General features: G+C 67.5%; 22 protein-coding genes. 7 read left to right on the forward strand and 15 right to left on the reverse strand.

Annotation, left to right across the window (positions count from 1 at the left end):
- Nucleotides 1-5 precede the first annotated feature (5 nt).
- The 3 genes from ACTZWU_RS12285 to ACTZWU_RS12295 form a co-directional block, all read right to left on the reverse strand.
- Nucleotides 6-1,649 (reverse strand): peptidoglycan -binding protein, encoded by a 1,644-nt coding sequence (locus tag ACTZWU_RS12285; RefSeq protein ID WP_444737652.1) that lies wholly within the window; start codon nt 1,647-1,649, stop codon nt 6-8.
- Nucleotides 1,650-1,651: 2 nt separating this feature from the next.
- Nucleotides 1,652-2,884 carry a biopolymer transporter ExbB gene (locus ACTZWU_RS12290; protein ID WP_444737718.1) on the reverse strand — a complete coding sequence of 411 codons (1,233 nt, stop codon included), beginning with the start codon at nt 2,882-2,884 and terminating at the stop codon, nt 1,652-1,654.
- 177 nt (nt 2,885-3,061) lie between these two features.
- On the reverse strand, nt 3,062-3,616 hold the full coding sequence (locus ACTZWU_RS12295; protein WP_444737653.1) for a gamma-glutamylcyclotransferase: 555 nt from the start codon (nt 3,614-3,616) through the stop codon (nt 3,062-3,064).
- Between the two features lie 103 nt (nt 3,617-3,719).
- On the opposite strand from ACTZWU_RS12295, the gene ACTZWU_RS12300 reads away from it, so the two are divergent.
- Nucleotides 3,720-4,784: a DUF2125 domain-containing protein gene (locus ACTZWU_RS12300; RefSeq protein ID WP_444737654.1), complete on the forward strand. Its 1,065-nt coding sequence runs from the start codon at nt 3,720-3,722 to the stop codon at nt 4,782-4,784.
- A 6-nt stretch (nt 4,785-4,790) separates the two neighbouring features.
- On the opposite strand, the gene ACTZWU_RS12305 is transcribed toward ACTZWU_RS12300, so the two are convergent.
- From ACTZWU_RS12305 to ACTZWU_RS12320, 4 genes are all read right to left on the reverse strand, one after another.
- Complete coding sequence (locus ACTZWU_RS12305; protein ID WP_444737655.1) at nt 4,791-5,708, reverse strand: prephenate/arogenate dehydrogenase family protein; 918 nt, start codon at nt 5,706-5,708, stop codon at nt 4,791-4,793.
- Nucleotides 5,705-6,796, reverse strand: coding sequence for a histidinol-phosphate transaminase (gene hisC / locus ACTZWU_RS12310; RefSeq protein WP_444737656.1), 1,092 nt, complete (start codon nt 6,794-6,796; stop codon nt 5,705-5,707). The genes ACTZWU_RS12305 and hisC overlap by 4 nt, the downstream gene beginning before the upstream one ends.
- 191 nt (nt 6,797-6,987) lie before the next feature.
- Nucleotides 6,988-7,608: a 30S ribosomal protein S4 gene (gene rpsD, locus ACTZWU_RS12315; protein ID WP_444737657.1), complete on the reverse strand. Its 621-nt coding sequence runs from the start codon at nt 7,606-7,608 to the stop codon at nt 6,988-6,990.
- A 154-nt stretch (nt 7,609-7,762) separates the two neighbouring features.
- A complete protein-coding gene (locus tag ACTZWU_RS12320; RefSeq protein ID WP_444737658.1) occupies nt 7,763-8,875 on the reverse strand; it encodes an ROK family transcriptional regulator in 1,113 nt (370 codons plus the stop codon).
- 120 nt (nt 8,876-8,995) lie between these two features.
- Between ACTZWU_RS12320 and ACTZWU_RS12325 the strand changes: the two genes are divergently transcribed.
- From ACTZWU_RS12325 to ACTZWU_RS12335, 3 genes are all read left to right on the forward strand, one after another.
- Nucleotides 8,996-10,024, forward strand: a complete 1,029-nt coding sequence (locus tag ACTZWU_RS12325; protein ID WP_444737659.1) for a sugar ABC transporter substrate-binding protein — start codon at nt 8,996-8,998, stop codon at nt 10,022-10,024.
- Between the two features lie 68 nt (nt 10,025-10,092).
- Entirely contained in the window at nt 10,093-11,148 is a 1,056-nt protein-coding gene (locus ACTZWU_RS12330; protein WP_444737660.1) for an ABC transporter permease, read from the forward strand.
- On the forward strand, nt 11,145-11,918 hold the full coding sequence (locus tag ACTZWU_RS12335) for an ATP-binding cassette domain-containing protein (protein WP_444737661.1): 774 nt from the start codon (nt 11,145-11,147) through the stop codon (nt 11,916-11,918). The genes ACTZWU_RS12330 and ACTZWU_RS12335 overlap by 4 nt, the downstream gene beginning before the upstream one ends.
- Nucleotides 11,919-11,970: 52 nt before the next feature.
- On the opposite strand, the gene ACTZWU_RS12340 is transcribed toward ACTZWU_RS12335, so the two are convergent.
- From ACTZWU_RS12340 to thrS, 4 genes are all read right to left on the reverse strand, one after another.
- The gene (locus tag ACTZWU_RS12340; RefSeq protein ID WP_444737662.1) at nt 11,971-13,191 is read right to left on the reverse strand and encodes a multidrug effflux MFS transporter; all 1,221 of its coding nucleotides are present in this window, start codon (nt 13,189-13,191) and stop codon (nt 11,971-11,973) included.
- A gap of 64 nt (nt 13,192-13,255) precedes the next feature.
- Nucleotides 13,256-13,873 carry a DsbA family oxidoreductase gene (locus tag ACTZWU_RS12345; RefSeq protein WP_444737663.1) on the reverse strand — a complete coding sequence of 206 codons (618 nt, stop codon included), beginning with the start codon at nt 13,871-13,873 and terminating at the stop codon, nt 13,256-13,258.
- 72 nt (nt 13,874-13,945) lie between these two features.
- Entirely contained in the window at nt 13,946-14,152 is a 207-nt protein-coding gene (locus ACTZWU_RS12350; RefSeq protein WP_304616487.1) for a cold-shock protein, read from the reverse strand.
- 203 nt (nt 14,153-14,355) lie between these two features.
- On the reverse strand, nt 14,356-16,302 hold the full coding sequence (gene thrS / locus ACTZWU_RS12355) for a threonine--tRNA ligase (RefSeq protein WP_444737664.1): 1,947 nt from the start codon (nt 16,300-16,302) through the stop codon (nt 14,356-14,358).
- Nucleotides 16,303-16,475: 173 nt separating this feature from the next.
- Between thrS and ACTZWU_RS12360 the strand changes: the two genes are divergently transcribed.
- Nucleotides 16,476-17,213: an alpha/beta hydrolase gene (locus tag ACTZWU_RS12360; protein WP_444737665.1), complete on the forward strand. Its 738-nt coding sequence runs from the start codon at nt 16,476-16,478 to the stop codon at nt 17,211-17,213.
- Nucleotides 17,214-17,260: 47 nt separating this feature from the next.
- Here ACTZWU_RS12360 and phaZ read toward each other — a convergent pair whose 3' ends face one another.
- Entirely contained in the window at nt 17,261-18,547 is a 1,287-nt protein-coding gene (gene phaZ, locus ACTZWU_RS12365) for a polyhydroxyalkanoate depolymerase (protein ID WP_444737666.1), read from the reverse strand.
- A gap of 510 nt (nt 18,548-19,057) precedes the next feature.
- Here phaZ and phaC point away from each other — a divergent pair.
- Both phaC and ACTZWU_RS12375 read left to right on the forward strand, forming a co-directional pair.
- On the forward strand, nt 19,058-20,839 hold the full coding sequence (gene phaC, locus ACTZWU_RS12370; RefSeq protein ID WP_444737667.1) for a class I poly(R)-hydroxyalkanoic acid synthase: 1,782 nt from the start codon (nt 19,058-19,060) through the stop codon (nt 20,837-20,839).
- Nucleotides 20,840-20,990: 151 nt separating this feature from the next.
- A complete protein-coding gene (locus ACTZWU_RS12375) occupies nt 20,991-21,452 on the forward strand; it encodes a Phasin (RefSeq protein ID WP_444737668.1) in 462 nt (153 codons plus the stop codon).
- Between the two features lie 113 nt (nt 21,453-21,565).
- Here the strand turns inward: ACTZWU_RS12375 and ACTZWU_RS12380 are convergent, their stop codons facing one another.
- From ACTZWU_RS12380 to ACTZWU_RS12390, 3 genes are all read right to left on the reverse strand, one after another.
- Complete coding sequence (locus tag ACTZWU_RS12380) at nt 21,566-22,144, reverse strand: YceI family protein (protein WP_444737669.1); 579 nt, start codon at nt 22,142-22,144, stop codon at nt 21,566-21,568.
- Between the two features lie 98 nt (nt 22,145-22,242).
- Entirely contained in the window at nt 22,243-23,397 is a 1,155-nt protein-coding gene (locus ACTZWU_RS12385) for a cytochrome b/b6 domain-containing protein (protein WP_444737670.1), read from the reverse strand.
- A gap of 108 nt (nt 23,398-23,505) precedes the next feature.
- On the reverse strand, nt 23,506-24,654 hold the full coding sequence (locus ACTZWU_RS12390) for a LysM peptidoglycan-binding domain-containing protein (RefSeq protein ID WP_444737671.1): 1,149 nt from the start codon (nt 24,652-24,654) through the stop codon (nt 23,506-23,508).
- Nucleotides 24,655-24,684: the final 30 nt, after the last annotated feature.

Here is a 24,684-nt window from a genome sequence, read left to right on the forward strand (position 1 = left end):
GCGCCCTATCGTTCCGTCAACTTCAGCTCGATCCGGCGATTGAGGGCGCGCCCTTCGGCGCTGTCCTCGGTCGAGATCGGGCGCGTATCGGCAAAGCCCGTGGGCGCCAGCCGCGTGTCGGGAAAGCCCAGATCGTCGGTGAGATAGCGCACCACCGCCAGCGCGCGGGCCTGCGACAATTCCCAATTGTCGCGGAACCGGCCCGTTCCCGATAGGGGGATGTTGTCGGTATGGCCGTCCACGCGGATGATCCAGTCGATCTCGGGCGGGATCTCGTCCGCGATGTCGGCCAGCAGCCGCGCAAGACCCGCCACCTGATCGCGGCCTGCATCCGAAAGGGCGGCCTCGCCGGGGGCAAACAGCACCTCGGACTGGAATACGAAGCGGTCGCCCACGACTTGCACGCCCTCGCGCCCCGACAGGATCTGCGACAGCCGGCCGAAGAATTCCGACCGATAGCGCGCCAGATCCTGTGCCTCGGCCTCGGCGCGCAGGCGGGCCTCTTCCTCAAGCGCCAAGCGGCGCTGCGTTTCCTCGGCATTGCGCAGAAGGGCGGCGTTGAGTTGCTGGCCCAGTTCTGCCACGCGCAATTCGGCCTGAGCCTGCTCTTCGCCCGCGACCTCCAGCAATGCCTGCAACGAGCCCAACTGCGCGGTCAGTTCCGCGACCTGCTGGTTCAACAGGGCCACGCGGCGCTGGCTTTCCTCGGACAGGTTTTCCTGCCGGGCCAGTTCGGCCCGGGCGGCGGCCAGAAGACCCGCCTGTCGCTGTGCCTCGGTCGCCTGTGCGGCCAGATCGCCCGTCAGGCCATCGCGCGCGGCCTCGGCTGCGGCCAGCAGGGTCAGCGTCTCTTCAGCCTCGCGGCGGCGTTCCTCGAGTGCAAGCGTCATCGCGGTCAGTTCGCTGTCGGCGGTCTCAAGACGGCGGCGCAAGAGGGCGGCGGCCTCGGCCTCGGCCAGACGCGCGGCCTCGGCTTCGGTCAGGGCGGCCTCGGTCGCGGCTGCTTCGGCGCGCAACTCGGCAGTCAGGGCCTCCAGTGCCTCGCGGCGGGCGGCGTCGAGGCGGGCGGCCTCGGCCTGGGCGTCGATCTCGGACCGGGCGGCGGCGATGGCCAGTTCCGCGGCCGAGGCGCGTTCCTCGGTCTGGGCAAGGGTCGCGCCCAGATCCTCGATCCGGGCCTGATCCTGCAGGCGCGCGGCCAGAAGGGTGGCGACCTCGGCCTCGAAATCGGTCAGGCGGCTGCGCGTGTCGGCCAGTTCGGCCTCTCGCGTCTCAAGCTGCGTGCCAAGCCGGGTGATCTGCGCCGCACGCGCCCGTGCCTCGGCCTCCAGATCGGCGGCGCGGGCCTCTTCGCTGGCCAGATCGCGCGCAAGCCCCGCCTCGCGTTCCTCGGACGCGGTCAGGGCCTGCCCAAGCGCCGCGACCTGACGGCCCAGATCCTGCAATTGCCGTTCCTGCCGCGCGATCACCTGCCCCTGATCGGTGATCTGGTCATCCTGCTCGGTGATCTGCTCGCGCAGCACCGATTGCACGACCATGAAGATCGTCAGAACGAACATCAGCACCATCAGCAGCGCCGTCATCGCATCGACGAAGCCCGGCCAGATCGTGGCCGAGAAGCGTTGCCCGGAATTCGCGCGCAGGGCCATGATCACTCGTCCCGGCGGCGGGGCTGGGCCAGAAGATCATCGCGGAACGGATCGCCGAAACGCGCCGCCCGCACCGCCCGCGTGAGCACCAGCAGGTCCGAGCGCAGATCGGCCAGCATCTCGTCGCGGCCGCTGGCAAGTTCCGTCCCAAGCCGCGACAGGGCTGTCTCGATCCGCGTCAGGTCCGGCGCAGAACCCTGGCCCGCGGCCTCGATCAGCCGTTCCTGTCCGCGGGCGATCTGCTCCAGCGCGCGGGTCGTGGCCTCGGCGCGTGCGGTGGCTGCGGCCTGATCGGCCTCGGTCCGAAGGACCAGCGCCTCGATCGCCTGTGCCATCACCACGACGCGCTCATCGGCCAGCAGCGAGGCATCGTCGCGCGCTGCGTCGCGTGTGGCGTGGATCTCGTGCAGGCGGTCCATCTGCAGGCCCATCTGCTCGATGAAGCCGGCCATCGCGGCCTGGTCGATCGCCTCGCCCTCGTGGCCGGCCATGCCGACGCGGGTGAAGCCCGACATCCATTCCTCGAGCTCGCGGTAAAAGCGGTTCTGCCCGTGGGTGACGAACAATTCCAGCAGGCCCACGACCAGCGACCCGGCCAGACCCAGTAGCGATGATGAAAACGCCACCGCCATGCCGCCCAGCTGCGCCTCGAGGCCGGTCATCAGCTGGTCGAAGAGCTCGATCCCGGTCTGCCCCTCTTGCGGGGCAAGCGCGCGGATCGTGTCCACCACCGCCGGAACGGTCGTGGCCAGCCCGTAGAACGTGCCCAGAAGGCCCAGAAAGATCAGCAGGTTCGCCAGATAGCGGGTGATGTCGCGGATCTCGTCGATGCGCGTCGCCACCGAATCGAGGATCGAGCGCGCCGACGAGGTCGAGATCGCGCCCCCCGCAGCCCCCCGCGCCCCCAGCATCGCCGCCAACGGCGCCAGCAGGCGCGGCGCCTGATCGTCGGGCATCACCGAAACGTCGCGTTCGACCGCTGTGCGGCGGCGGGCGGCGAAACGCTCGATCCAGCTGACCGAGCGGACCAGCTGGCCGACCTGCCAGAAGCAGGCCAGCACCCCAAGCGCAAAGACCGCCAGGATCAGCCCGTTCAGCCACAGGTTCGACACGAAGATCGGCAGGATGCGGCCATAGGTGAACCAGGCGCCCACCAGAACCAGCGTCAGAGCGGTCAGCATCAGCAGGATCTGGCGCACCGGCTGGGAAAAGCGCGGCGTGGCCGCGCCCAGCAGCGCCTCGGCGCGGTTGGCGCTGACGCGGCGCGTCCCAAGCGTCAGCCGTGGCGGTGGCGTCCTGTCGTCCGGCGTCTTGTCACTGATCCCCTCGCTCACGCTGTCACCCGTCCCTGTCTGGTTTTGGCCGAGTGTAGGGGCGCCGTCCCGCCTTGCCAAGCGCGGCAAGCGGTCGTGTCACGCCTTCGATGCGCGGTTTTCCAACAGCTTGCGGACCCGGTCGGCCAGATGGTCAAGCTGCGGATCGGCCAGCCCGATCCGGGCCAGATGCTCGGCGGTGTTGAACAGGTAATCGGCATTTGGCCCGCGCGCGCCCACCGCCCCCGCGATGGTGCGGGCCTGTTCCTCGGGCGGCAGGCTTCCCGCATATTGCCAGTGATCGCGCCGCATCACATAGGTCAGCGCCTCGACGCCGCGCCCATCCTCCAGCGTCAGGGGCAGCACGGCCTCGCGATAGGCATCCGTGACCAGCTCGCGGGCGCGCAGATAGGCCAGAACCTCGTCGTGATCGGTGGCAGCGATTCGCATGGCAAGGCCCGTGCAGCTTGCGCCGGCCTCAAGATCCAGCCCCAGGACCAGACCGGGCCGGGCCGTGGTGCCGCGATGCTGGATCGAGCGCAGGCAGAAGCTGCGCCGATAGCCGTCAAGGCTGGCCCGGACGGCCTCGACCGGGCGAAATCCGGGGTCCCAGATCAATGATCCGTAACCGAAAATCCAATCTATCTTGTGCATTGCCGCCATTGCCTCAATCTATCAGCATAAGAGGCCAGAGAGGCCGGCGAAAGGCCCCCTCCGCCGATCCGGCGGGCCCGACAGAGGGAAGGAAAGATTTGCGATGCGTCGTGCCATCATCGTCTTGACGATCTTGCTGGCCCTGTTGATGGGCGGCATCTGGTTCGGGGGCGAGATCCTGGCCGCCAACCGCCTGAAGGCCGAGATCGAGGCGCGACCCGACCTTGCCGCAGCTTCGGTCACGCCCCTGCGCGCTCCGCCCTCGCTTGGCGTCACGATCGAGGCGCCGCGTATCGGTTCGGCCAGCCGCGCCGTCGGGGCCGCGCAGATGCAGCTTCTGGTCGAGCCGCTGGCGCCGTTGACCCTGCAGCTTGCGCTGCCCGACAGCCTGGCGCTGACGCTTGACGGGCGCGATCTGGCCCTGACAGGGCAGGATCTGGACGCGATGATCGGCTTCTCACCGCTGCATGGCCGTACTGTGAAACGCGCCCGGATGCAGGGCAGCGATCTGGCGCTGGATGGCCAGCCACTGGCGGGCGCGGCCGATCTGCGGGTCGATCTGAACCGGCTCGGTTTCGACGCGCCGCGCGCCGCGCGGGCAGCCTATCGCGTGACCGCCCGCCTTGACGATCTGTCGCCGCAGGCCCTGTCGCCTCTGGCACCCACGCTTGCGGTGCTGGCTACCGCAATCTCGGTCGAGGGGGGCGCGACGCTGTGGCTGGACGCGCCTTTCCGGCCCGATCACCCGCGCGCGCCCCGCCTGATCGGCGGCCAGACCGAGGGGATAGACCTGCGGCTTGGCGGGCAGGCCCTGCGCGTCATCGGTCGGATCACGCCCGACCCGGCGGGTCTGGCCGAGGGGCAGGTGGCGCTATATGCGCGGGATGCAGGGGCGGTGCTCGATGTGCTGGCGGCCGCCGGGCTCTTGCCCGACACGGCGCGCCTGCTGGTCGAGGCGGGCCTGTCGCAGCTGGCCCGCGCCGACATCGCGCCCCCCTTCGATCGCGGCCCCGCCATGCCCCCGCCCGCCGAGGGCGAGTTGCGCCTGCTGCTGACGATGGCGGATGGCCGCATGTCGCTTGGCCCGATCCCGATCGGCCCGGCGCCCTTCCTGCTGGCGCCGTCGGCGCCCGCCGCGGTCCTGCCGGTCACGGGGCTCAGCCCCTGAGCCGCCTCAGGACGCGGCCGCGCCTGCGGTCCGGCCGAAATCGGGCGCCTCGGTGTCCTGACCGGCCTCGATGATGCCGCGACGGATGGCGCGCGTACGGGTGAAGTAATCGTGCAGATGCTGGCCGTCGCCCATGCGGATGGCGCGTTGCAGGACGAAGAGCTCCTCGGTGAAGCGACCGAGGATGTCCAGCGTCGCCTCCTTGTTGTGCAGGAACACGTCGCGCCACATGGTCGGGTCGCTGGCCGCGATCCGGGTAAAGTCGCGAAATCCCGCCGCCGAATACTGGATCACTTCCTCGCCCGACACGCGGCGCAGGTGATCGGCCACGCCGACCATCGTATAGGCGATCAGGTGCGGCGCGTGGCTGGTGACGGCCAGAACCAGATCGTGATGGGCGGCCTCCATGATGTCGGTCTTGGCGCCCATGCCCGCGACCAGCCGCTCCAACCGCTCCAGCGCGGCGGAATCGGTGCCGGGCAGGGGGGTCAGCAGCCACCAGCGGTTGCGAAAGAGGCTGGCAAAGCCGGAACGCGGGCCGGAATGCTCGGTCCCTGCCAGCGGGTGGCCGGGGATGAAATGCACGCTCTCGGGGATATGGGGCGCTACCGCGTCGATCACCGACTGCTTGACCGAACCGACATCCGTGACCGTGGCGCCGGGCGCCAGATGCGGCGCGATCTCGGCCATGACCGGCCCCATGGCGCCCACCGGCACCGCCAGAACCACCAGATCAGCGCCCGAGACCGCCTCGGCCACACTGTCGCAAACCTCGCAGAGGCCGATCTCGCGCGCCACGTCGCGCGTGTCGTGACTGCGGGCATAACCGGTGACGCGGCCCGCAAGCCCGCCCTCGCGCATCGCATGGGCCATTGAACCCGCGATCAGGCCCAGCCCGATCAGCGCAACCTTCTTGTAGATCATGCCGCTGCCCGCCCTGCCATGAAGCGCTTCAGGCAGGCCAGCACGCGCGCGACCCCGGCCTCGTCGCCGACCGTGATCCGCAGGGCCTCGGCCAGGCCATAGCCCGCGACGCGGCGGACCAGAATGCCGTCCTCGCGCAGCGCCCGGTCGGCGGCCTCCGCCGTGGCGGGGCTGTCGAAGCGCGCCAGCACGAAATTGGCGAAGCTCTCGTCGCAGGCGATCCCCATGCCCGTCAGCGCCTCGCGCATCTCGGCGCGCAGGCGGGCGTTCAGCTCAGCGCAACGGCTGGTAAAGGCGCGGTCGCGGATAGCGGCCTCGGCGGCGGCCATCTGGGCATTGGACAGGTTGAAGGGCTGGCGCACGCGGTTCAGCACGTCGATCACGGATCGCGCCGCATAGCCCCAGCCGATCCGCAGCCCGCCCAGCCCGTGGATCTTCGAGAAGGTGCGCGTCATCACCACATTCGGGAAGCGGTCCACCAGCGAGGCGCCGCCATCGAAACCCTCGGCGAATTCGGTATAGGCGCCATCATGGACGAACAGGACCGAGGGCGGCAGCCCCTCGACCAGACGCAGCAACTCGGCCTCGGTCAGCATCGTGCCGGTCGGATTGGCAGGGTTCGCCACAAAGACGACCCGCGTGCGGTCCGTGACCGCTGACAGGATCGCATCCACATCGACGCGGCGTGCGGCCTCGGGAACGGTGACGGGTGTGGCACCCACCATCCGCGCCAGGATCGGATACATGGAAAAGCCATGCTCGGTGGTGATCACCTCGTCGCCCGGACCGGCATAGGCCTGCACGACGAATTGCAGCACCTCGTCCGAGCCGACGCCGCAGACGATCCGGTCGGGGTTCAGCCCGTGAACCTCGCCAATGGCGCGGCGCAGGCCGGCGTGATCGGTGCCGGGATAGCGATGCAGATCGCCCGCGGCCGCCCGAAAGGCCTCGGCCGCGGCCGGGCTGCACCCCAGAGGGTTCTCGTTCGAGGACAGTTTCAGCACGTCCTCGCGCCCCGCCAGCGCACTCTCGCCGCTGACATAAAGCGCGATGTCCATGATGCCGGGCTGCACTTGTGTCTGGGTCATGGGCTCATCCTTTGTCCGGCTCTCGTTTATGCCCCGCAGGACCTTTAGGAAAGCCCTCTTTCAGGCCCCGGCCCACCGGGATGGCGGAACCTGCGGGGGGTGCGGGGGGCGGCAGCCCCCCGTCTGTCGCGGGACGCAAAAAGGGCCGCATCGAAAGATGCGGCCCCCGGAGCATTCCGATGCGGCGAAGATCAGTTCTTCGCGTAGAATTCGACGACCAGGTTCGGTTCCATCTGCACGGCATAGGGAATGTCGCCCAGGGCCGGCGTGCGGACGAAGGTCGCGGTCATCTTGTTGTGGTCCACGTCCAGGTAATCCGGCACGTCGCGCTCGGTCAGGCCGACCGATTCCAGCACGATGGCCAGCTGGCGCGAACGCTCGCGGATCGAGACGACGTCGCCTTCCTTCACGCGGTAGGAGGCGATGTTCACGCGCTTGCCGTTCACCTCGATATGGCCGTGGTTCACGAACTGGCGGGCGGCAAAGATCGTCGGGACGAATTTGGCGCGGTAGACGATCGCGTCCAGGCGACGCTCCAGCAGGCCGACCAGCATCTCGCCGGTATCGCCGCGCAGACGCTCGGCCTCGGCATAGATGCGGCGGAACTGCTTTTCGGTCAGGTCGCCATAATAGCCCTTGAGCTTCTGCTTGGCGCGCAGCTGGGTGCCGAAATCCGACAGCTTGTTCTTGCGGCGCTGGCCATGCTGGCCGGGGCCGTATTCGCGGCGGTTGACCGGCGACTTGGCGCGGCCCCAGATGTTCTCGCCCATGCGGCGGTCGATCTTGTACTTGGCAGACGTGCGTTTGGTCACGGCTGATCTCCTTCTTGCATTGTCGAAGGGCGTTGTCCTTTGGCTTCGATCCGAGGATCTCCGACCCGACAGGCTTCCCCTTGCGGGGTCCACCAACACCAATGAAGTCCGCGCTTATAGAGCCGCCTTGCCCCAAGTCAACCCGCAAAGCTGATCAGTCCGCGGCGCCGTCCGGCTGGAAGAAATGTGCCAGCGGCAGTCCCGCCGCGCCGAGGATGCGCCCCGCCCGCCCCAGGCTGCCCTGGATCACCCGAGGCCTGTCGATGCCGGCGGCAGGCATGCGTGCCAGAGCCTCGCCCGTGGCGTCGGCCAGCCTTGCGCGGGTCGCGGGCGGGACCGCGCCGTCGATCACCACCAGCGGCAGATCGACCAGCGCCACCGCCGACATGGCCACGAAGGCCAGTGCCTCGCCCGCCTTCGCAGCCCAGGCGGCCTCGTCGGCGTGGGGAACGTCCCAGGCCGAATCGTCAGGAGGCAGCGCGCGACCGATCTGACGCTCCAGCGCCGAGACCGATGCCTGGTCCAGCAGCTGCCCGCCCCCCGGCACCGGCATCGAGCCAAGAGCGCCCGCATTGCGCGTGGGTCCGTGGCGCAGCACGCCGTCCAGCACGATGCCGCCCCCCGCGAAATGCGCGACATAGATATGGATGAAATCCGGCGGCAGCGGCTGGGCGCCAAAGATCAGTTCGGCCCCGCAGGCGGTGGTCGCGTCATTATCCATGAAGACCGGGCAGGGCATGTCAGGGGCCAGCCGGGCGGCAAGGTCCAGCCCCTCCCAGTCGGCCATCTCGGCGCCCCAGTCCCACATTCGATAGGGGGTGGCGATCCCCAGCCCGGCGACCCGGCCGCGCAGCGGCCCGGGCAGGCCGCCCAGAAAGGTGGCGACGCCATGGCGCGCAAAGCTCAGGATGCGGCGCGGTTCGGGGAAGGCGTGCATTTCCTGCCGGTGCAGCCGGACTTGCCCGGTGAAGTCCACCAAGGCCAGCTCGGCCAGCCTGCGCCCGATCTTCAGCCCCAGAAACAGCGCCCCTTCAGGCGCCAGCGACAAGGGCGTCGAGGGTTGGCCCACCTTGCCGCGCACCACTTCACCCGCGTCCAGCAGCCCCGCCGCCATCAGCTTGCGCGACAGGTTGGTGATGGCCTGCGCCGACAGCCCCGTGCGCTGCGCCAGCGCCGCGCGGGGCAGAGGGCCGTGGCGGCGGATCAGCGACAGGATCAGCCGTTCGTTCCGGCTGAGGCCGGGGCCGGCGCTCAGGTCGTTTGGCATTCTGCGGTCCTCCCTCACGCTATTAAATAAACGTAATTGATTTATTGACAAGCGGCTTGTTGTGGTGCTTTTTGTGTCCAGGGCGGGATGAGGGCCCGCCGTTCTGGAGGAGTTATCAACATGACGAAGAAAACCATTCTGGCCGCGTCCGCGGCCCTTTCCGCGCTGGCCCTTTCGGTGGGCGGCGCCGCCGCGCAGGACACGACCCGCGCCTGCCTGATCACGAAGACCGACATCAACCCGTTCTTCGTCAAGATGCGCGAAGGCGCGACCGCCAAGGCGCAGGAACTGGGGATCGAGCTGCTGACCTTCGCCGGCAAGATCGACGGCGACCACGAAACCCAGCAGCAGGCCGTCGAAAGCTGCATCGCCGCCGGCGCCAAGGGCATCCTGATCGCGGCCTCGGACACCAAGGCCATCGTGGACCCGCTGGCCCAGGCCCGTGCTGCCGGTCTGCTGGTGATCGCGCTGGACACGCCGCTTGACCCGATCGACGCCGCCGACGCCACCTTTGCCACCGACAACCGCGAGGCGGGCCGCCTGATCGGCGCATGGGCCGCCGCGTCGATGGGCGATGCCGCCGCCGATGCTCGTATCGCGCTGCTGGACCTTTCGGCCAGCGCGCCCTCGGTCGATGTGCTGCGCAACCAGGGCTTTCTGGAAGGCTTCGGCATCGATGTGAACAATCCCGACGTGATCGGCGATGAAAGCGATCCGCGCATCGTCGGCAACGAAGTGACCTCGGGCAACGAGGAAGGTGGCCGTCAGGCGATGGAGGCGCTGATGCAGCGCGATCCCAACATCAACCTCGTCTACACGATCAACGAGCCCGCCGCCGCTGGTGCCTACGAGGCGCTGAAATCCTTCGGCAAGGAAAACGACGTTCTGATCGTGTCGGTCGATGGCGGCTGCCCGGGTGTGCAGAACATTCGTGACGGCGTGATCGGCGCGACGGCCCAGCAATACCCGCTGCTGATGGCGTCGATGGGCATCGAGGCGATCGCCGCCTTCGCCGCCGACGGCAGCAAGCCGACCACCAGCGAGGGTCTCGATTTCACCAATACCGGCGTGAACCTTGTCACCGGCGAGGCCGTCGAGGGCGTGGAATCGATCGACATCGAAGAGGGTCTGGCCCGCTGCTGGGGCTGATTTCACCCTGAAAACCTCCGGCGGCCGCGATGGCCGCCGGACTTGCTGCCTGTTCCACGGAGTGCGCGATGTCTGACACCCCCGATCCCGTGGTCGAACGCAATTCCAGCGAAGCGGTCGCCCAGTTCGATGCCCGTTCGCGCAGTGCGTTGGACCGGATGCAGCATTTCCTGCATCAATACCCCACCATGGTTCCGGTCATCGTGCTGGTTCTTTCCGTCATCGTCTTCGGGCTGGTTTCGCCCAACTTCTTTTCCGCCTTCAACCTGTCGCTGATCCTGCAGCAGGTTGCGGTGGTCGGCACGCTGGCGGCGGCGCAGTCGCTGGTCATCCTGACTGCCGGGATCGACCTGTCGGTCGGCGCGGTGATGGTGCTGATCTCGGTCGTGATGGGCAATCTGGCCGTGAACATGGGCATCCCGGTGCCCATCGCCATCCTGATCGGCCTGGCCTGCGGGGCCGCGACCGGGGCGCTGAACGGCTTTCTGGTCACGCGGCTGAAGCTGCCGCCCTTCATTACGACGCTTGGCACGTGGAATATCTTCCTGGCGTTGAATTATTACCTCTCGGGGCGCGAGACGATCCGCAGCCAGACCATTGACGCCGAGGCGCCGCTGCTGAAGTTTTTCGGCACGCGGTTCGAGATCGGCGGCGCGGTCCTGACTTATGGCGTCGTGCTGATGCTGGTCGTGTTCGCGGTGCTCTACTACGCACTCTACAAGACGGCATGGGGCCGCCGTGTCTATGCGGTGGGCGATGACCCCGAGGCCGCGGCGCTGGCGGGCATCCAGACCAAGCGCGTGCTGATGTCGGTCTATATCGTGGCGGGCGTGATCTGCGCGCTGGCGGCGTGGTCCTCGATCGGGCGCGTGGGTTCGGTCAGCCCGACCTCGTTCTTCGAGGCGAACCTCGAATCCATCACCGCCGTGGTGATCGGGGGCATCTCGCTCTTTGGCGGGCGCGGCTCGATCCTGGGGCCGCTGATCGGGGCGCTGATCGTGGGCGTCTTCAACTCGGGGCTGCGGCTGGCCGGTGTGGACGTGCTGTGGCAGCTTTTCGCGACCGGCTGGCTGATCATTCTGGCTGTCGCCATCGACCAATGGATCCGGAAGGTGTCGTCATGACCGAGCCGATTCTGACCGCCCGCAACCTGATCAAGCGCTATGGCCGCGTGACGGCGATGGACGGCGCCGATTTCGACCTCTATCCCGGCGAGATCCTGGCCGTCATCGGTGACAACGGCGCCGGAAAGTCCAGCCTGATCAAGGCGCTTTCGGGGGCCGTCCAGCCCGACGAGGGCGAGATCCGGCTTGAGGGCCAGCCCGTCAGCTTTGCCAGCCCGCTGGACGCGCGCAATGCCGGGATCGAGACCGTCTATCAGACGCTGGCCCTGTCGCCCGCCCTGTCGATCGCCGACAACATGTTCATGGGGCGCGAATTGCGCCGCAAGGATGTGCTGGGCCGCTGGTTCGGCATGCTGGATACGCCCGCGATGCACGCATTTGCCCGCGAAAAGCTGACCGAACTGGGTCTGATGACGATCCAGAACATCGGCCAGCCGGTCGAGACCCTGTCGGGCGGCCAGCGTCAGGGGGTTGCGGTTGCGCGTGCCGCGGCCTTCGGCAGCCGCGTCATCATCCTAGACGAGCCGACGGCGGCGCTTGGCGTCAAGGAAAGCCGCCGCGTGCTGGAACTGATCCAGGACGTGCGCTCGCGCGGCATTCCCATCGTGCTGATCAGCCACAACATGCCGCATGTCTTTGAAGTGGCCGACCGCATCCATATCCATCGGCTGGGCAAGCGGCTCTGCGTCATCAACCCCAAAGAGCATTCGATGTCGGATGCGGTGGCCTACATGACCGGGGCCAAGGTCCCCGAGGGCGTCGCGGCCTGACCGCCCGCCCTTGGAAAAGCCGCCGCCGCGGGTTGCCCTCGCGGCGGTTTTCTCATCCCTGAAGGCGGCGCATCAGCAGAACCGCCGCGCCCGAGCAGGTCAGCGTCGCCACGACCACCGGCAGCGCCGTCCCGTCATAGAGCAGCCCCACCGGCGCCGCGATCAGCACCGCCGCCAGCGTCGAGATCGCCGCCACGACCGAGGCCGCCATGCCCGCGATATGCCCCATCCTTTGCAGCGCCAGCGCGTTCAGGTTGCCGAAGGTCACCCCCGCCATGAAAAAGACGCTGGTCGCCCAGAAGAAGAAGGCTGGGAATTCCAGCGCGGGCGGAAGGGCGTCGCTCAGCAGCAGGACCAGCATGATCGCCGAGACCACGGTCTGCATCTGATAGGCCCAGCCCGCGATCCGACGCATTCCGAAGCGCATGACGAAGCGTGCGTTCAGGATCGTGGCCGAGCCCGACAGAAGCGCCATCGCCGCAAACCACAGCGGGAAATTCTCGCCCCTTCCATAGGTCTCGCCGAACAGCTGCTGCGCCGAGGACAGCAGCGCGAACATCTGCCCGAAGCCGAGCGTCAGGATCACCGTCGCCAGCATCACCTGCCGGTCCGACAGCACCTCGCGCGCCGAGGCGGCCAGCACGGACAGTTTCAGCGGGCGCCGGTTTTCGGCGGGCAGGGTCTCGGGCTGGCGGATGTTCAGCCACAGCGCGCCGATGATCGCAAAGGCGGCAAAGGCCAGAAAGACCCCGTGCCAATCGCTGACCGCGATGATCCCCGCCCCGATTGACGGCGCCAAGGCCGGGACGATGATGAAAATCATCATCACGAAGCTGGTGATCCGCGCCATCTCGCGCCCCTCGTAGAGGTCACGAACCAGCGCCACGCCGACGATCCGGGGTGCCGCCGCGCCGATCCCCTGGATGAAGCGCGCCAGCAGCAGCATCTCAAGCGACTGGGCTGCAATCGCCGCCAGCGCGGCCGCCGTGTAAAGGCCAAAGCCCAGGGTGATCGTCAGCTTGCGCCCGATCGCATCCGAGATCGGCCCCGCAAACAGCGTGCCAAGCCCCATCCCCGCCACGAAGCTGGTCAGGATCAGCTGCGCGCGGTTGATGTTGTCGGGCGTCAGCTCGGCCCCGATCTCGGGCAGGGCGGGCAGCATCGCGTCGATGGAAAAGGCGATGGTGGCGAACAGGAACGCCAGCATCGCGATGAATTCGGGCAAGGGAAGGCGGCGCGGCGCTTGGCTGGCCGGGTGGGCGATATCGGTCATGGGAATACCTGTCGGTTCTGACCCGCAGATAGGCTTGATTTGCACGATCTGCAAGTCTTGCCGGTCAGGCGGCGCCGATCTCGTCGATCACCTGCTGCCAGAGGGAGGCGGGCTGCGCGCCCGGCACGACATGGGTATCGGCGACGATGAAGGTCGGGACCGACCGGAGGCCGCGCAGCCGGGCATGGGCCTCGCGGCGCAGAACCTCGTCCCGGTCAGCATCCGAGGCCAGCAGCCGGGCGGTCACATCCTGATCCATCCCCGCTGCCGCCGCGATCCGGGACAGGGTGGCGTGATCGGAGATGTCGGCCGCCTCTTGCCAATGGGCGCGCAACAGGCCCGCCATGACGCGGCTCTGCGCGCCCTCCAGCCCCGCCCAATGCAGCAGGCGATGCGCGTCCAGCGTGTTCGGCTCGCGCGGCGCCGGGTTCAGATTCAGCCCCAGGGATGCGGCCTCGCGCGCCATCTGCTCGCCCGCCTCGATCGCGCGGGCGCCCAGCTTGGCCTGCAGATGGGCGATCCGATCGGCGCCTTCGGGCGGCAGGTCGGGGTTCAGGCGGAACGGGTGCCAGGTGATCGCAAAGGGATGGTCGGGGCGGCTTTCCAGCGCCCGGTCCAGATGCAGCTTGCCGATCAGGCACCAGGGGCAGACCGGATCGGCAAAGATATCAAGTGTGACCATCGGGGGACCTGTCGCGAAAAAAAGGAAAACGGCCCGCGCGAACGGGCCGTCACAGCACGCCGGGGCGTGGGATCAGAGCAGCTTCAGATCGCTGGCCGAGGCGCGGCCATCGCGGCCCGACTGCAGTTCATAGCCGATCTTCTGGTTGTCCTGCAGGCCGGTGAGGCCCGCACGCTCGACCGCCGAGATGTGGACGAACACGTCCTTGCCGCCGTCATCGGGCGCAATGAAGCCGTAGCCTTTGGTGGCGTTGAACCACTTTACCGTTCCGGTCGCCATAACCGTCTCTCCTTCAAGTCATCCCGGCGCAGGATTGCGCCAGGCCGTGCAGCCCGCTTTCGGAATTCCGGCTGCCCGTAAGGGAGGCGGTAGAAAGTCCTTGCTCACGCGAGGGTGAGGATGCCCGAATCGCAGCGAAAGGCAAGCGGGAATAACGGGCAGCTTGTCGCTGCCCGGTGACGCCCGTGTGACATCGGCGCCAATCAGCGCAGATCGGGCGGGGTCGCCTCGGCTTTCAGCATCTCGACCGCTTCTGCCAGCGTCAGGCTGCGGCTGCCCTGCGCGTCCAGACGGCGCAGCGACACGCTGCGGGTCTCGACCTCTTTCATGCCGATGGCCATGATTGCCGGGACCTTGGCGACGGAATGCTCGCGAACCTTGTAGTTGATCTTTTCGTTGCGGGTGTCGGCCTCGGCGCGGATGCCCGCCGCGCGCAATTCGGCCACGACCTCGTGCACGAAATCATCGGCGTCCGAGACGATCGAGGCCACGACGACCTGACGGGGCGCCAGCCAGAAGGGCAGTTTGCCCGCGCTGTTCTCGATCAGGATGCCGATGAAGCGCTCGAAGCTGCCCAGAACGGCGCGGTGCAACATGACGGGGCGGTGCTTGTGGCCGTCGGCGCCGACATATTCGGCGTCCAGCCGCTCGGGCAGGTTCGGGTCCACCTGCAAGGTGCCGCATTGCCAGTCGCGCCCGATTGCATCGGTCAGCACGAATTCCAGCTTGGGGCCGTAGAAGGCGCCCTCGCCGGGGAAGATGGTGAAGTCGTGGCCCGCCGCCTTGCAGGCATTGCCAAGCGCGGCCTCGGCCCGGTCCCAGCTTTCCTCGGAGCCGATACGCTTTTCGGGGCGCGTGGACAGCTTGATGCGCCAGCCGTCAAAGCCCAGATCGGTGTAGATCCCGGCGAGGAAGTCGATGAACTTCTTCGTCTCGGCCTCGATCTGGTCCTCGGTGCAGAAGATATGGGCATCGTCCTGCGTGAAGCCGCGCACCCGCATGATGCCATGCAGCGCGCCCGAGGGCTCGTAGCGGTTGCACGATCCGAACTCGGCCATGCGCAGCGGCAGGTCGCGATAGGATTTCAGGCCGTGGTTGAAGATCTGCACATGACAGGGGCAGTTCATCGGCTTCAGGGCGTTGATCGTCTTGGTCCGGGCATGATCCTCGTCAACCTCGACGATGAACATGTTTTCCTGATAGTTTTCCCAATGCCCTGATTCTTCCCACAATTTCCGGCTGACGACCTGCGGCGTGTTCACCTCGACATAGCCGTCGGCACGCTGCTTGCGGCGCATGTAATCCTGAAGCGTGGTGTAGATGTTCCAGCCGTTCGCATGCCAGAAGATCTGGCCCGGGGCCTCTTCCTGCATGTGGAACAGGTCCATCTCGCGGCCCAGCTTGCGGTGGTCGCGTTTCGCGGCCTCTTCCAGCATGGTCATGTGGGCCTTCAGCTCGTCGCGCGTGCGGAAGGCCACGCCATAGATGCGCTGCAGCATGGGCCGCGAGGCGTCGCCCAGCCAATAGGCCCCGGCGATATGGGTCAGCTTGAAGGCATCGGCGGGCAGTTGCGCCATGGATTGCAGATGCGGGCCGCGGCACAGGTCCTGCCAGTCACCGTGCCAGTACATGCGGATGTCCTGACCTTCGGGGATGCGGTCCAGCAGCTCCAGCTTGAAGGGTTCGTTCGCGGCCTCGTAATGGGCGCGGGCGCGGGCGCGGTCCCAGACCTCGGTGCGGATCGGCTCGCGCGCATTGACGATCTCGCGCATCCTGGCCTCGATCCGGGCCAGATCCTCGGGGACGAAGGGCTCGGTGCGGTCGAAATCGTAGAACCAGCCGTGATCGCGCACGGGGCCGATCGTGACCTTCACATCGGGCCAGATCTCTTGCACGGCGCGGGCCATCACATGGGCGAAATCGTGGCGGATCAGCTCTAGCGCTTGCGCGTCGTCCTTCATCGTGTGGATGGCGATGGCACCGCTTTCGGTGATCGGCCAGGCCAGGTCGATATGGCGCCCGTCAAGGCTGGCCGAGATCGCGCGCTTGGCGAGGCTGGGCGCGATGCTGGCCGCGACCTCGGCCGCCGTCACGCCGGCGGGATAGTCGCGCGCATTGCCATCGGGAAAGGAGAGGGTGATCTGGGACATAGCGTCCTCCTCGTCGGTTTGGCGCCCACGGAACGCCCGGTTGCGGGTATGTCGGGCAGGCATGGACGCGGGCGGCTCTGGTGTCAAGTCGGCGCGGTCGGGTCGCGTCGCGGTTCAGTTTAGCCGACGGCTCGGATAACAGTATCCGGCATGGTCACAGCAGGAGCTTGCGGATGAGCACTTATCTCGACACCCCGAACGGGCGGCGCATCGCCTATGCCCGCCAGCCGGGCAGCGGCCCGGGCGTCGTCTTTCTGGGCGGGTTCAAATCCGACATGACCGGCACCAAGGCGCTGCATCTGCAGGATTGGGCCGCGCGGCGGGGGCGCGCCTTCCTGCGGTTCGACTATTCGGGCCACGGTGACAGCAGCGGCCTGTTCGAGGAAGGCGCGATCGGCGACTGGGCCGAGGATGCCCGCCACGCCATCGAGGCCCTGACCGAGGGGCCGCAGATCCTTGTCGGCTCGTCCATGGGCGGCTGGATCGCGCTGCTTCTGGCGCGGGCGATGCCGCATCGCATGGCGGGGCTGGTGACCATCGCCGCCGCGCCCGACTTTACCGAACGCGGCTTCTGGGCGGGCTTTTCCGAGGATCAGCGCCAGACTGTCCTGCGCGACGGCCGGATCGAACTGCCAAGCGATTATGCCGACAGCCCCTATGTCATCACTCGCCGCCTGATCGAGGACGGGCGCGACCATCTGGTCCTGAACCAGCCCCTGCGGCTGGATATGCCGGTGCGGATGCTGCAGGGCACGGCGGATGCGGATGTGCCGATGTCATGGGCGCTGGACCTGCTGGACCACGCGGATGGCGCGGATATCCGGCTGCTGCTGGTCAAGGGCGCCGATCACCGCTTTTCGACCCCCGAATGCCTGCGTGCCATCGAGGCGCAGATCGACGAGATCGGCTGACGCGGCCCGGATGTGGAAAGGCCCCGGATCGACCGGGGCCTTGTCGCTCAGACGGGCATATGGGCGTTGCTGTCCGGGCCGGGCGAGCCGGCCTTGCGGCGGCGGCGGCGCGGTTTGACCGAATCGGGCAGGATCGAATGTTCGTCGATGAAGTCCAGCACCAGCGGGCGGATGTTCAGCCGCCAGGACTTGCCGGCGAAGATGCCGTAATGCCCGGCCCCTTCCTCGAGATGCTGCGCCTTCTTGCTGTCGGGCAGCCCGGTGCACAGGTCCAGCGCGGCCACGCATTGCCCCGGCGCCGAGATGTCATCATTCGCGCCTTCGACCGTCATCACCGCGACATCGGTGATCTTGCCGATATCGACCGGCTTTCCGTCCACGCTGAACCGGTTCTGCGCGATTTCCAGCCCCTTGAAGATCCGCTCGACCGTGGAGAGGTAGAATTCCGCCGTCATGTCCATCACGGCCAGATATTCGTCATAGAACTTGTTGTGCTTGTCGCCCTCGTATGCCTCGCCGCGCGCCTCGGCGAAGATCTGGTTGACGAAGGCATTGGTGTGCGTCTCGGCGTTCATCGCGATGAAGGACGACAGCTGCGCCAGACCCGGATAGACCATCCGGCCCGCGCCGCGATATTTGAAGCCGACCGACTGGATGACCAGATGCTCAAGCTCGCCCATGGTGACGCGGTTGCCGAAATCCGTGACTTCGGTGGCGGCGGCGTCGGGATCGACCGGGCCGCCGATCAGCGTCAGCGTGCGCGGCTGCGCGGCGGGGTCCTCCTCGGCCAGGATCGCGGTCGCGGCCAAGGCCAGCGGCGCGGGCTGGCAGACGGCGATGACGTTCGTGTCCGGTCCCAGATGGCGGATGAAGTCCACCAGATAGCGGGTGTAATCCTCGATGTCGAACTTGCCCTCGGACACCGGGATGTCGCGGGCATTGTGCCAGTCGGTCACGTAAAGTTCGCAATCGGGCAGAAGCGAGGTCACGGTCGAGCGCATCAGCGTCGCGTAATGGCCCGACATGGGCGCGACCAGCAGCACCTTGCGGGGGCGGGCTTCGCGGCGGGCGACACGGAAATGCACCAGATCGCCAAAGGCGCGCCGGACGACGGGTTCGGGATAGACAGTGTGGTCCTGCCCATCCTCGCCGGGAATGGCGGGGATCTGCCAGCCCGGCTTGATCACCATGCGGGCAAAGCTGCGTTCCGTGACGCGGCCCCATGCGCCCATCAGCTTGATGCCGGGATGCGGGATCAGCGCGAAGGCCGGATAGGATGCTAGCGCCCGCGCCGAGGCGCCCAGCCATTCGTTCGTGTTCCGAATGGCTTCCATCGCATCGTAGGAAACAATTCCCCTCAGACCCTTTGTCGGCATGTCACTCACCATCTGATGCCATCGCAGGGGCCTTGAGGGACCGGGAAATGCCGGGTTTACGCTGTCCGCGCCCTGCGCCTATCATGGGACAAGTTCTAGGGGGAGAACCGGCTCATGGCAAGCAAATCGACCCGGTCGGCGAAAGATCCGTCCGATCCTGCCGACACCAAGGCAAGAAACCGAAAGCCGCGCGCCGGCACGGCCAAGGCCGCAAAGCCCGCCGCCAACAAAGCCGAGGACACCGCCGAAGCCAGGGCCGCCACGCCGGTGCCCACGCCGGAGGCGGGTTCTTCGCCACGCTCGCGCCGCAAGCCCGCCGCCCCCGGGAAGGTCGAGGCAACGAAGCCCGAGGCAAAAGCGCCCGAAGGTGGGGGCGAGGCTCAGGCCCCCGGCCAAGCGACGCCCGCGGCCGCGGCGGCCGAAAGCCCTGCGTCCGCTCCCTCGGCGCACGAAGCCGCGCGCGAGATCTTGCGCAGCCTCGCGCAGACCGGATCGGCACCCACCGCGCAGAAGCTGGCCGAGAATATCGAACGGATCGAACTGCTCAGCCACCGCCTGATGGCTGCCTTCGCGGATCGCCAGCGGCCCAATCCCGGCGTCGAGGGGCCGGGGCCTGACCTCTACGTCACCGCCGCCGGGGCGCTGGTGAAGACCCTGACCGAGCAGCCCGCCCGCATGATCGAGCATCAGGTCAATTACTGGGCCGAGACGCTGAAGAACTATGCCCGCGCGCAAGAGGCGTTGGTGAAAGGAAAGCTGACCGCCCCCGAGGATGACGGCCCCAGGGACCGCCGCTTCGCCAATCCGCTCTGGCAGACCCATCCCTATTTCAACCTGGTCAAGCGCCAGTACCAGACCAATGCCGAGGCGCTGCGCTCGGCCTCGGCGGCGCTGGACCTGCCCGACCAGATCGCCCGGCGGCGGCTGGATTGGCTGACCGCGCAGATCATTGACATGATGGCGCCGACCAACTTTCTGGCCACCAATCCCGACGCGCTGGAAAAGGCCATCGAGACCGAGGGCGAAAGCCTCGTGCGCGGTCTGGAAAACCTTGTCCGCGATGTCGAGACCCATGGCGGCGAGGTGATCGTGTCGCTGGCCGACAGCACCGCCTTCAGCGTGGGCCAGAACATCGGCACCGCCCCCGGCACGGTCGTCCACCGCACCCCCCTGTTCGAGATGATCCAGTACGCACCCACGACCCCGCAGGTCCATGCGACGCCCTTGCTGATCTTTCCGCCCTGGATCAACAAGTTCTACATCCTCGACCTCAAACCCGAGAACAGCCTGATCCGCTGGCTGGTCGATCAGGGCCACACGCTGTTCGTCGTCAGCTGGAAGAACCCCGATGCCAGCATGGCCGAGACCGGGATCGAGGATTACATCGCCGCCTATCTGGACGCGATGGACAAGGTCCGCGACCTGACCGACCAGAAAAAGCTGAACGTCGTCGGCTATTGCATCGCGGGAACCACCCTGTCGCTGACGCTTGCGCTGCTCAAGGCGCGGGGCGACGACCGGGTGAACTCGGCGACGTTCTTCACGACGCTGACGGATTTCTCGGATCAGGGCGAGTTCACGACCTTCCTGCAACAGGATTTCGTCGATGGCATCGCCGAAGAGGTCGCGCGCCACGGGCTGATGCGGGCGCGTCTGATGTCGCGCACGATGAGCTTTCTGCGCGCCAATGATCTGGTCTGGGGTCCGGCGATTCGCAGCTACATGATGGGCGAGGCGCCGCCTGCCTTTGACCTGCTGTTCTGGAACGGTGACAGCACCAACCTGCCGGGCAAGATGGCGATGCAATATCTGCGCGGCCTCTGCCAGCAGAATGCCTTTGCGGGCGAGGGGTTCGATCTGATGGGCCACCGGCTGCACCTGTCGGACGTGTCGGTGCCGCTTTGCGCCATCGCCTGCGAGACCGACCACATCGCCCCCTGGAAGGATTGCTGGCGTGGCGTGGCGCAGATGGGTTCGACGGACAAGACCTTCATCCTGTCGGAATCGGGCCATATCGCGGGCATCGTGAACCCGCCCAGCAAGAAGAAATACGGCCATTACCTTGGCTCGGCCGATTTCAGCGGCGATCACGAGACCTGGCGCAAGGACGCCACCTTCACCCAGGGCAGCTGGTGGCCGCATTGGGGGGGCTGGCTGGCCGAACGCGCGGGCCGGATGGTCGATGCGCGCGATCCGGGCGAGGGGCTGGAACCCGCGCCGGGCCGCTATGTCCACGAACGCGCCAGCTGAAACGGGACAACATGCGGCGCAGCGAAAATTCTGCTGCGCCGCAGAAAATTATCTTGAAATGCTGCAGCGCAGCATTCATATTGATCTCACTAGATGACCGGCAGCGCCGCGAGGTTCAGGACCTCGGCCCTGCACCACAGGAGTGAGCAAGATGGCCAAGACCCCCGATTTCGCCAAGACCATGCAGGACATGATGGCAAACTTTCCGATCGACACCAGCTCGATGCAGGAAGCGATGAAGTCGCAATCCATGCTGGGCGAAAAGCTGGCGAAAGTCGCCTTGGGCGCCGCCGAGCGTTCGACCGAGATTTCGGCCCGTTGGGCCAAGGACACCATCGCCCGCGCCGGCGAACTGGCGGCCGTCCGTGACGAGCCGTCGGAATATGCCAAGGCGATGAGCGACTTCGCCTCGGCCTCGGCCGAGATGGCCGCCGAGCACATGGCCGCCTATGCCGAGCTGGCCAAGAAGGTGCAGATGGATACCGTCGACCTGATGCTGACCGCCGGCAAGGACATCGCCGCCGACGCTCAGAAAGTCGCCGAGAAAGCCACCCGCGAGACGCAAGCCGCGGTGAAGAAAGCCACGACGGCGACCGCTGCCGCCGCGAAGTGATCGCTTCGCCGGCAAGAGGTTCTTAACCAGTAACCTTTTGATCGCAGCAAAAAACGAGGCAGGGGCGGGTTTTCACCCGCCCCTGTTTCTTTGTGCCGGTCTCGTGCCAGCGCTTATTCGGGCTGCATTGCCTCGACCGAGATGCGGATCTCGACTTCGTCGGACACGGCCGGGGCGAACATGCCCAGGTTGAAGTCGCTGCGCAGGACGGTCGCGGTCGCGTCAAAGCCGATCCAGGGGCGGTTCATCATCGGGTGGTCGCCCTGGCCGTTCAGCACGGTGTCCAGCACGACCTCGCGCGTGACGCCGTTCAGCGTCAGATCGCCCGAGATCAGCGCGGTGTCCTCGCCCGTGACCTCGATCGAGGTCGAGGTGAAGGTGACTTCCGGCGCGGCGGCCTCGCTGCCGAAGAAATCGCCCGACAGGAAATGCGCGTCGCGGTCCGCGTAGCCGGTCATCAGCGAGGCGACCGGGAAGCTGGCCTCGACCGACGAGGCGGCGGGATCTTCGGCGTCGAAAACGATGGTGCCGGTAATGTCACCGAACATGCCCATCGTGGTCGAGAAGCCAAGGTGATCATAGCTGAACATGATCTGGCTGTGGCTGGTGTCGAACTGATAGGTCTGCGGCTCGGCCATCGCGGCCGTAGCGGCAAGGACGAAACCGGCGGTCATGGCGCTGATTTTCAGCATGGCAGTCTCCTTGATATGATGCCGCACCATCCCCCGACGGCGGCCTTTGCGCAATTCACGATGGGCGAACACTGGCTGTCCTTCAGCGCACAACCGCGTCAACGTGTGGCCTGCAGGCTGACCTCGAGCGCGACATCGAAGCCCACCGTCCCGTCATCGGGATAGGCCGCGCCCATCCCCCAGTCGCGGCGGTCCAGCACGGTCGCACCCTGCATCCGGGCGATGCCGTCCGCGATCTCAAGATCGAAGGGCAGGGTGACGGGCAGGGTTTCGCCGCGCAGGCTCAGGCTGCCCTCGGCGATGTAGCCTTCGCCCTCGGGGCGGATATCGGCCTGAAACAGGGCCACGGGGGCGGCCTCGGCGTCCAGGAAATCGGGTCCGCGCAGCTGATCGGTCACGGTGCCGAGCGTCGCGCTTTGCAGGTTGATCGAGACGCTGACCGCGCCCGTGCCGCTGTCGGGATCAAAGCTGATCGAGGCCGTCCAGTCGCTGAACCCGCCGCGCACAGGCGCGCCCATCTGGCGCACGGAAAAGGCCAGATCCCCGTCAAGCACCTGCCATTCCGAGGCCTGCGCCTCGAGGTTGGCGACCGGCGCCTGCGGCTGCGGCACGTTCAGCGCCCAACCGGCCCCGGCGCCAAGCACCGCCAGCGCGACCAGCGCGGGCAGGGCATGACCCCCGCCGGGCGCGGCCCGGCCCGCCGCGCGGCCGGTCAGCATCCGCGACAGCACGTGGTCGCGGTCGATCAGCGCGTGTTTCAGCGCCCCTGCGACATGCAGCGCCACCGCGCCGATCAGCACCCAGGCCAGCGTCTTGTGCAGCGCAGCCATGGTTAGCGCCAGTTCGGGCGATTTCGGCACCATCGGCAGGCCCTGGCCAAGCGGCCAGAGGATCGGCGCATAGCCCTCGGTCGCGGCATGTTCGATCCAGCCGGTCAGCGGCACCAGCATCAGCGAGGCGTAAAGCACCCAATGCACCGCCTCGGCCAAGGTGGTCTCGGCCCGGCGTTCGGGGTGCAGGGGCACGGGGCGCGGCTGGCTCAGTGCCCAGAGGATGCGCGCCGCCCCAAGCGCGAACGCCGCCACGCCAAGCGTCTTGTGCAGCGAGAACAGCGTGAATTTCAGCGCCAGCTGATCCATCGGCAGCCGGTGCGCCACAAGGCCCAGCCCGATATTGCCCAGGATCACCAGCGCCGTGGCCCAGTGGAACGCGCGCGCGACCGCGCCATAGCTGCGAGGGGTGTTACGATACATGGCCGGACCCTTTTTGTGCAACTCATATGTAACGCGTTTCCCCACAGGATGGGATAAGCCGGACCGCACAGGCATTGTGCGCCGATGCGGCCCTGCCGTTCCGGCGCGTCAGTTCAGGAAGCTCTCGGGGTTCAGGCTCTCGAAGCCGCGGCGGACCTCGAAATGGACGACGCCGCTCTGGCCCGCCTGGCCAAGGGCCTGACCCGCCGACAGGCTGTCCCCGCGCGCGACGCTGACGTCGCCAAGGCCCGCGTAGACGGTCATCAGATCGCCCTCATGGCGGACCACGACGATGGGGGTGCCAGACGTGTCGCGGGTGATCGCCGCGACCGTTCCCGCGCCGGCCGCGTTGACCGTTGCGCCCGCAGAGGCGGCGATGCCGATGCCGTCATTGCGGCCCTTTTCGTAAAGCCGCACGATCGACCCCGAAACCGGCATCTGGAAGCGGCTGGCCGTGGCGGCCGTGCGGGTGGCGCCCAGATCGGCGGCAGGCGCTGCCGGGCCGGGGCTGGCGGCCGGGGCGGTCGCCTCGTCCGGCAGAGGCGCCGAGGCCGAGGGCGGCGGCGGCGTCTGGCTGCCCTGACCGGGGCGCGTCGTGGCGGCGGTCGCGGGGCGCTGCTGGCCCGGCTGGGGGATCAGCAGGCGTTGGCCCACGCGCAGGCCCATATCGGCGGGCAATCCGTTCCATGCGGCCAGATCCTGCACCGTCACATTATAGCGCCGCGCGACCGACCATGCGGTCTCGCCCGCCGTCACGACATGCTCGCGCGGCGAGGCGGCCGGGGATGCGGGGGCAGGGGTCGCCGCCGGGGGCGTCCCGGTCGGTGCCGTGCTGCGCGAGGGCTGGTTCGCGAAGGGATCCGTCACCGCCGCTGCCCCGGCTGCACCCACCGCGCCACCCTGAGGCGCACCCGCCACGCGCGAGGGCAGGACCAGCACGGCCCCGGCCTCCAGCACCGTGTCGGGCATCAGCGCGTTGTGGCGCGCCAGTTCCGCCGCGCCCAAACCCAGCCTCGCCGCGATGGCGGCGGGCGTGTCGCCCGCGCGGGCCACGACCACCTGACCATTGGCAAAGGTGATCACACCGCGCTGGTCGGGTTCGGGGCGCGGGGGTGCTGCTGCGGCCGCATCGTCGGTCGCCAGATTGCCCGGCATCCAGCCGCGCAGATCGGGGTCAAAGCCGCCATTCGGCCCGCAAGAGGCCAGCAGGCCCAGCACAGCGCCCGTCGCGGCAAGCCGCCTTAAATTCACACTCATGATCTTTTGCCCTCAGCCTGCCTGCCCAAC

This window comes from Paracoccus sp. NSM (genome assembly GCF_052379855.1).
GTDB lineage: Bacteria > Pseudomonadota > Alphaproteobacteria > Rhodobacterales > Rhodobacteraceae > Paracoccus.

Bases quoted from the DNA above. Each gene is read 5' to 3' on its own strand.
- ACTZWU_RS12285 (WP_444737652.1), bottom strand. From the start codon at position 1,649: ATGGCCCTGCGCGCGAATTCCGGGCAACGCTTCTCGGCCACGATCTGG.
- ACTZWU_RS12295 (WP_444737653.1), bottom strand. From the start codon at position 3,616: ATGCACAAGATAGATTGGATTTTCGGTTACGGATCATTGATCTGGGAC.
- ACTZWU_RS12300 (WP_444737654.1), top strand. From the start codon at position 3,720: ATGCGTCGTGCCATCATCGTCTTGACGATCTTGCTGGCCCTGTTGATG.
- ACTZWU_RS12305 (WP_444737655.1), bottom strand. From the start codon at position 5,708: ATGATCTACAAGAAGGTTGCGCTGATCGGGCTGGGCCTGATCGCGGGT.
- hisC (WP_444737656.1), bottom strand. From the start codon at position 6,796: ATGACCCAGACACAAGTGCAGCCCGGCATCATGGACATCGCGCTTTAT.
- ACTZWU_RS12320 (WP_444737658.1), bottom strand. From the start codon at position 8,875: ATGCCAAACGACCTGAGCGCCGGCCCCGGCCTCAGCCGGAACGAACGG.
- ACTZWU_RS12325 (WP_444737659.1), top strand. From the start codon at position 8,996: ATGACGAAGAAAACCATTCTGGCCGCGTCCGCGGCCCTTTCCGCGCTG.
- ACTZWU_RS12330 (WP_444737660.1), top strand. From the start codon at position 10,093: ATGTCTGACACCCCCGATCCCGTGGTCGAACGCAATTCCAGCGAAGCG.
- ACTZWU_RS12335 (WP_444737661.1), top strand. From the start codon at position 11,145: ATGACCGAGCCGATTCTGACCGCCCGCAACCTGATCAAGCGCTATGGC.
- ACTZWU_RS12340 (WP_444737662.1), bottom strand. From the start codon at position 13,191: ATGACCGATATCGCCCACCCGGCCAGCCAAGCGCCGCGCCGCCTTCCC.
- ACTZWU_RS12345 (WP_444737663.1), bottom strand. From the start codon at position 13,873: ATGGTCACACTTGATATCTTTGCCGATCCGGTCTGCCCCTGGTGCCTG.
- ACTZWU_RS12350 (WP_304616487.1), bottom strand. From the start codon at position 14,152: ATGGCGACCGGAACGGTAAAGTGGTTCAACGCCACCAAAGGCTACGGC.
- thrS (WP_444737664.1), bottom strand. From the start codon at position 16,302: ATGTCCCAGATCACCCTCTCCTTTCCCGATGGCAATGCGCGCGACTAT.
- ACTZWU_RS12360 (WP_444737665.1), top strand. From the start codon at position 16,476: ATGAGCACTTATCTCGACACCCCGAACGGGCGGCGCATCGCCTATGCC.
- phaZ (WP_444737666.1), bottom strand. From the start codon at position 18,547: ATGGAAGCCATTCGGAACACGAACGAATGGCTGGGCGCCTCGGCGCGG.
- ACTZWU_RS12375 (WP_444737668.1), top strand. From the start codon at position 20,991: ATGGCCAAGACCCCCGATTTCGCCAAGACCATGCAGGACATGATGGCA.
- ACTZWU_RS12380 (WP_444737669.1), bottom strand. From the start codon at position 22,144: ATGCTGAAAATCAGCGCCATGACCGCCGGTTTCGTCCTTGCCGCTACG.
- ACTZWU_RS12385 (WP_444737670.1), bottom strand. From the start codon at position 23,397: ATGTATCGTAACACCCCTCGCAGCTATGGCGCGGTCGCGCGCGCGTTC.
- ACTZWU_RS12390 (WP_444737671.1), bottom strand. From the start codon at position 24,654: ATGAGTGTGAATTTAAGGCGGCTTGCCGCGACGGGCGCTGTGCTGGGC.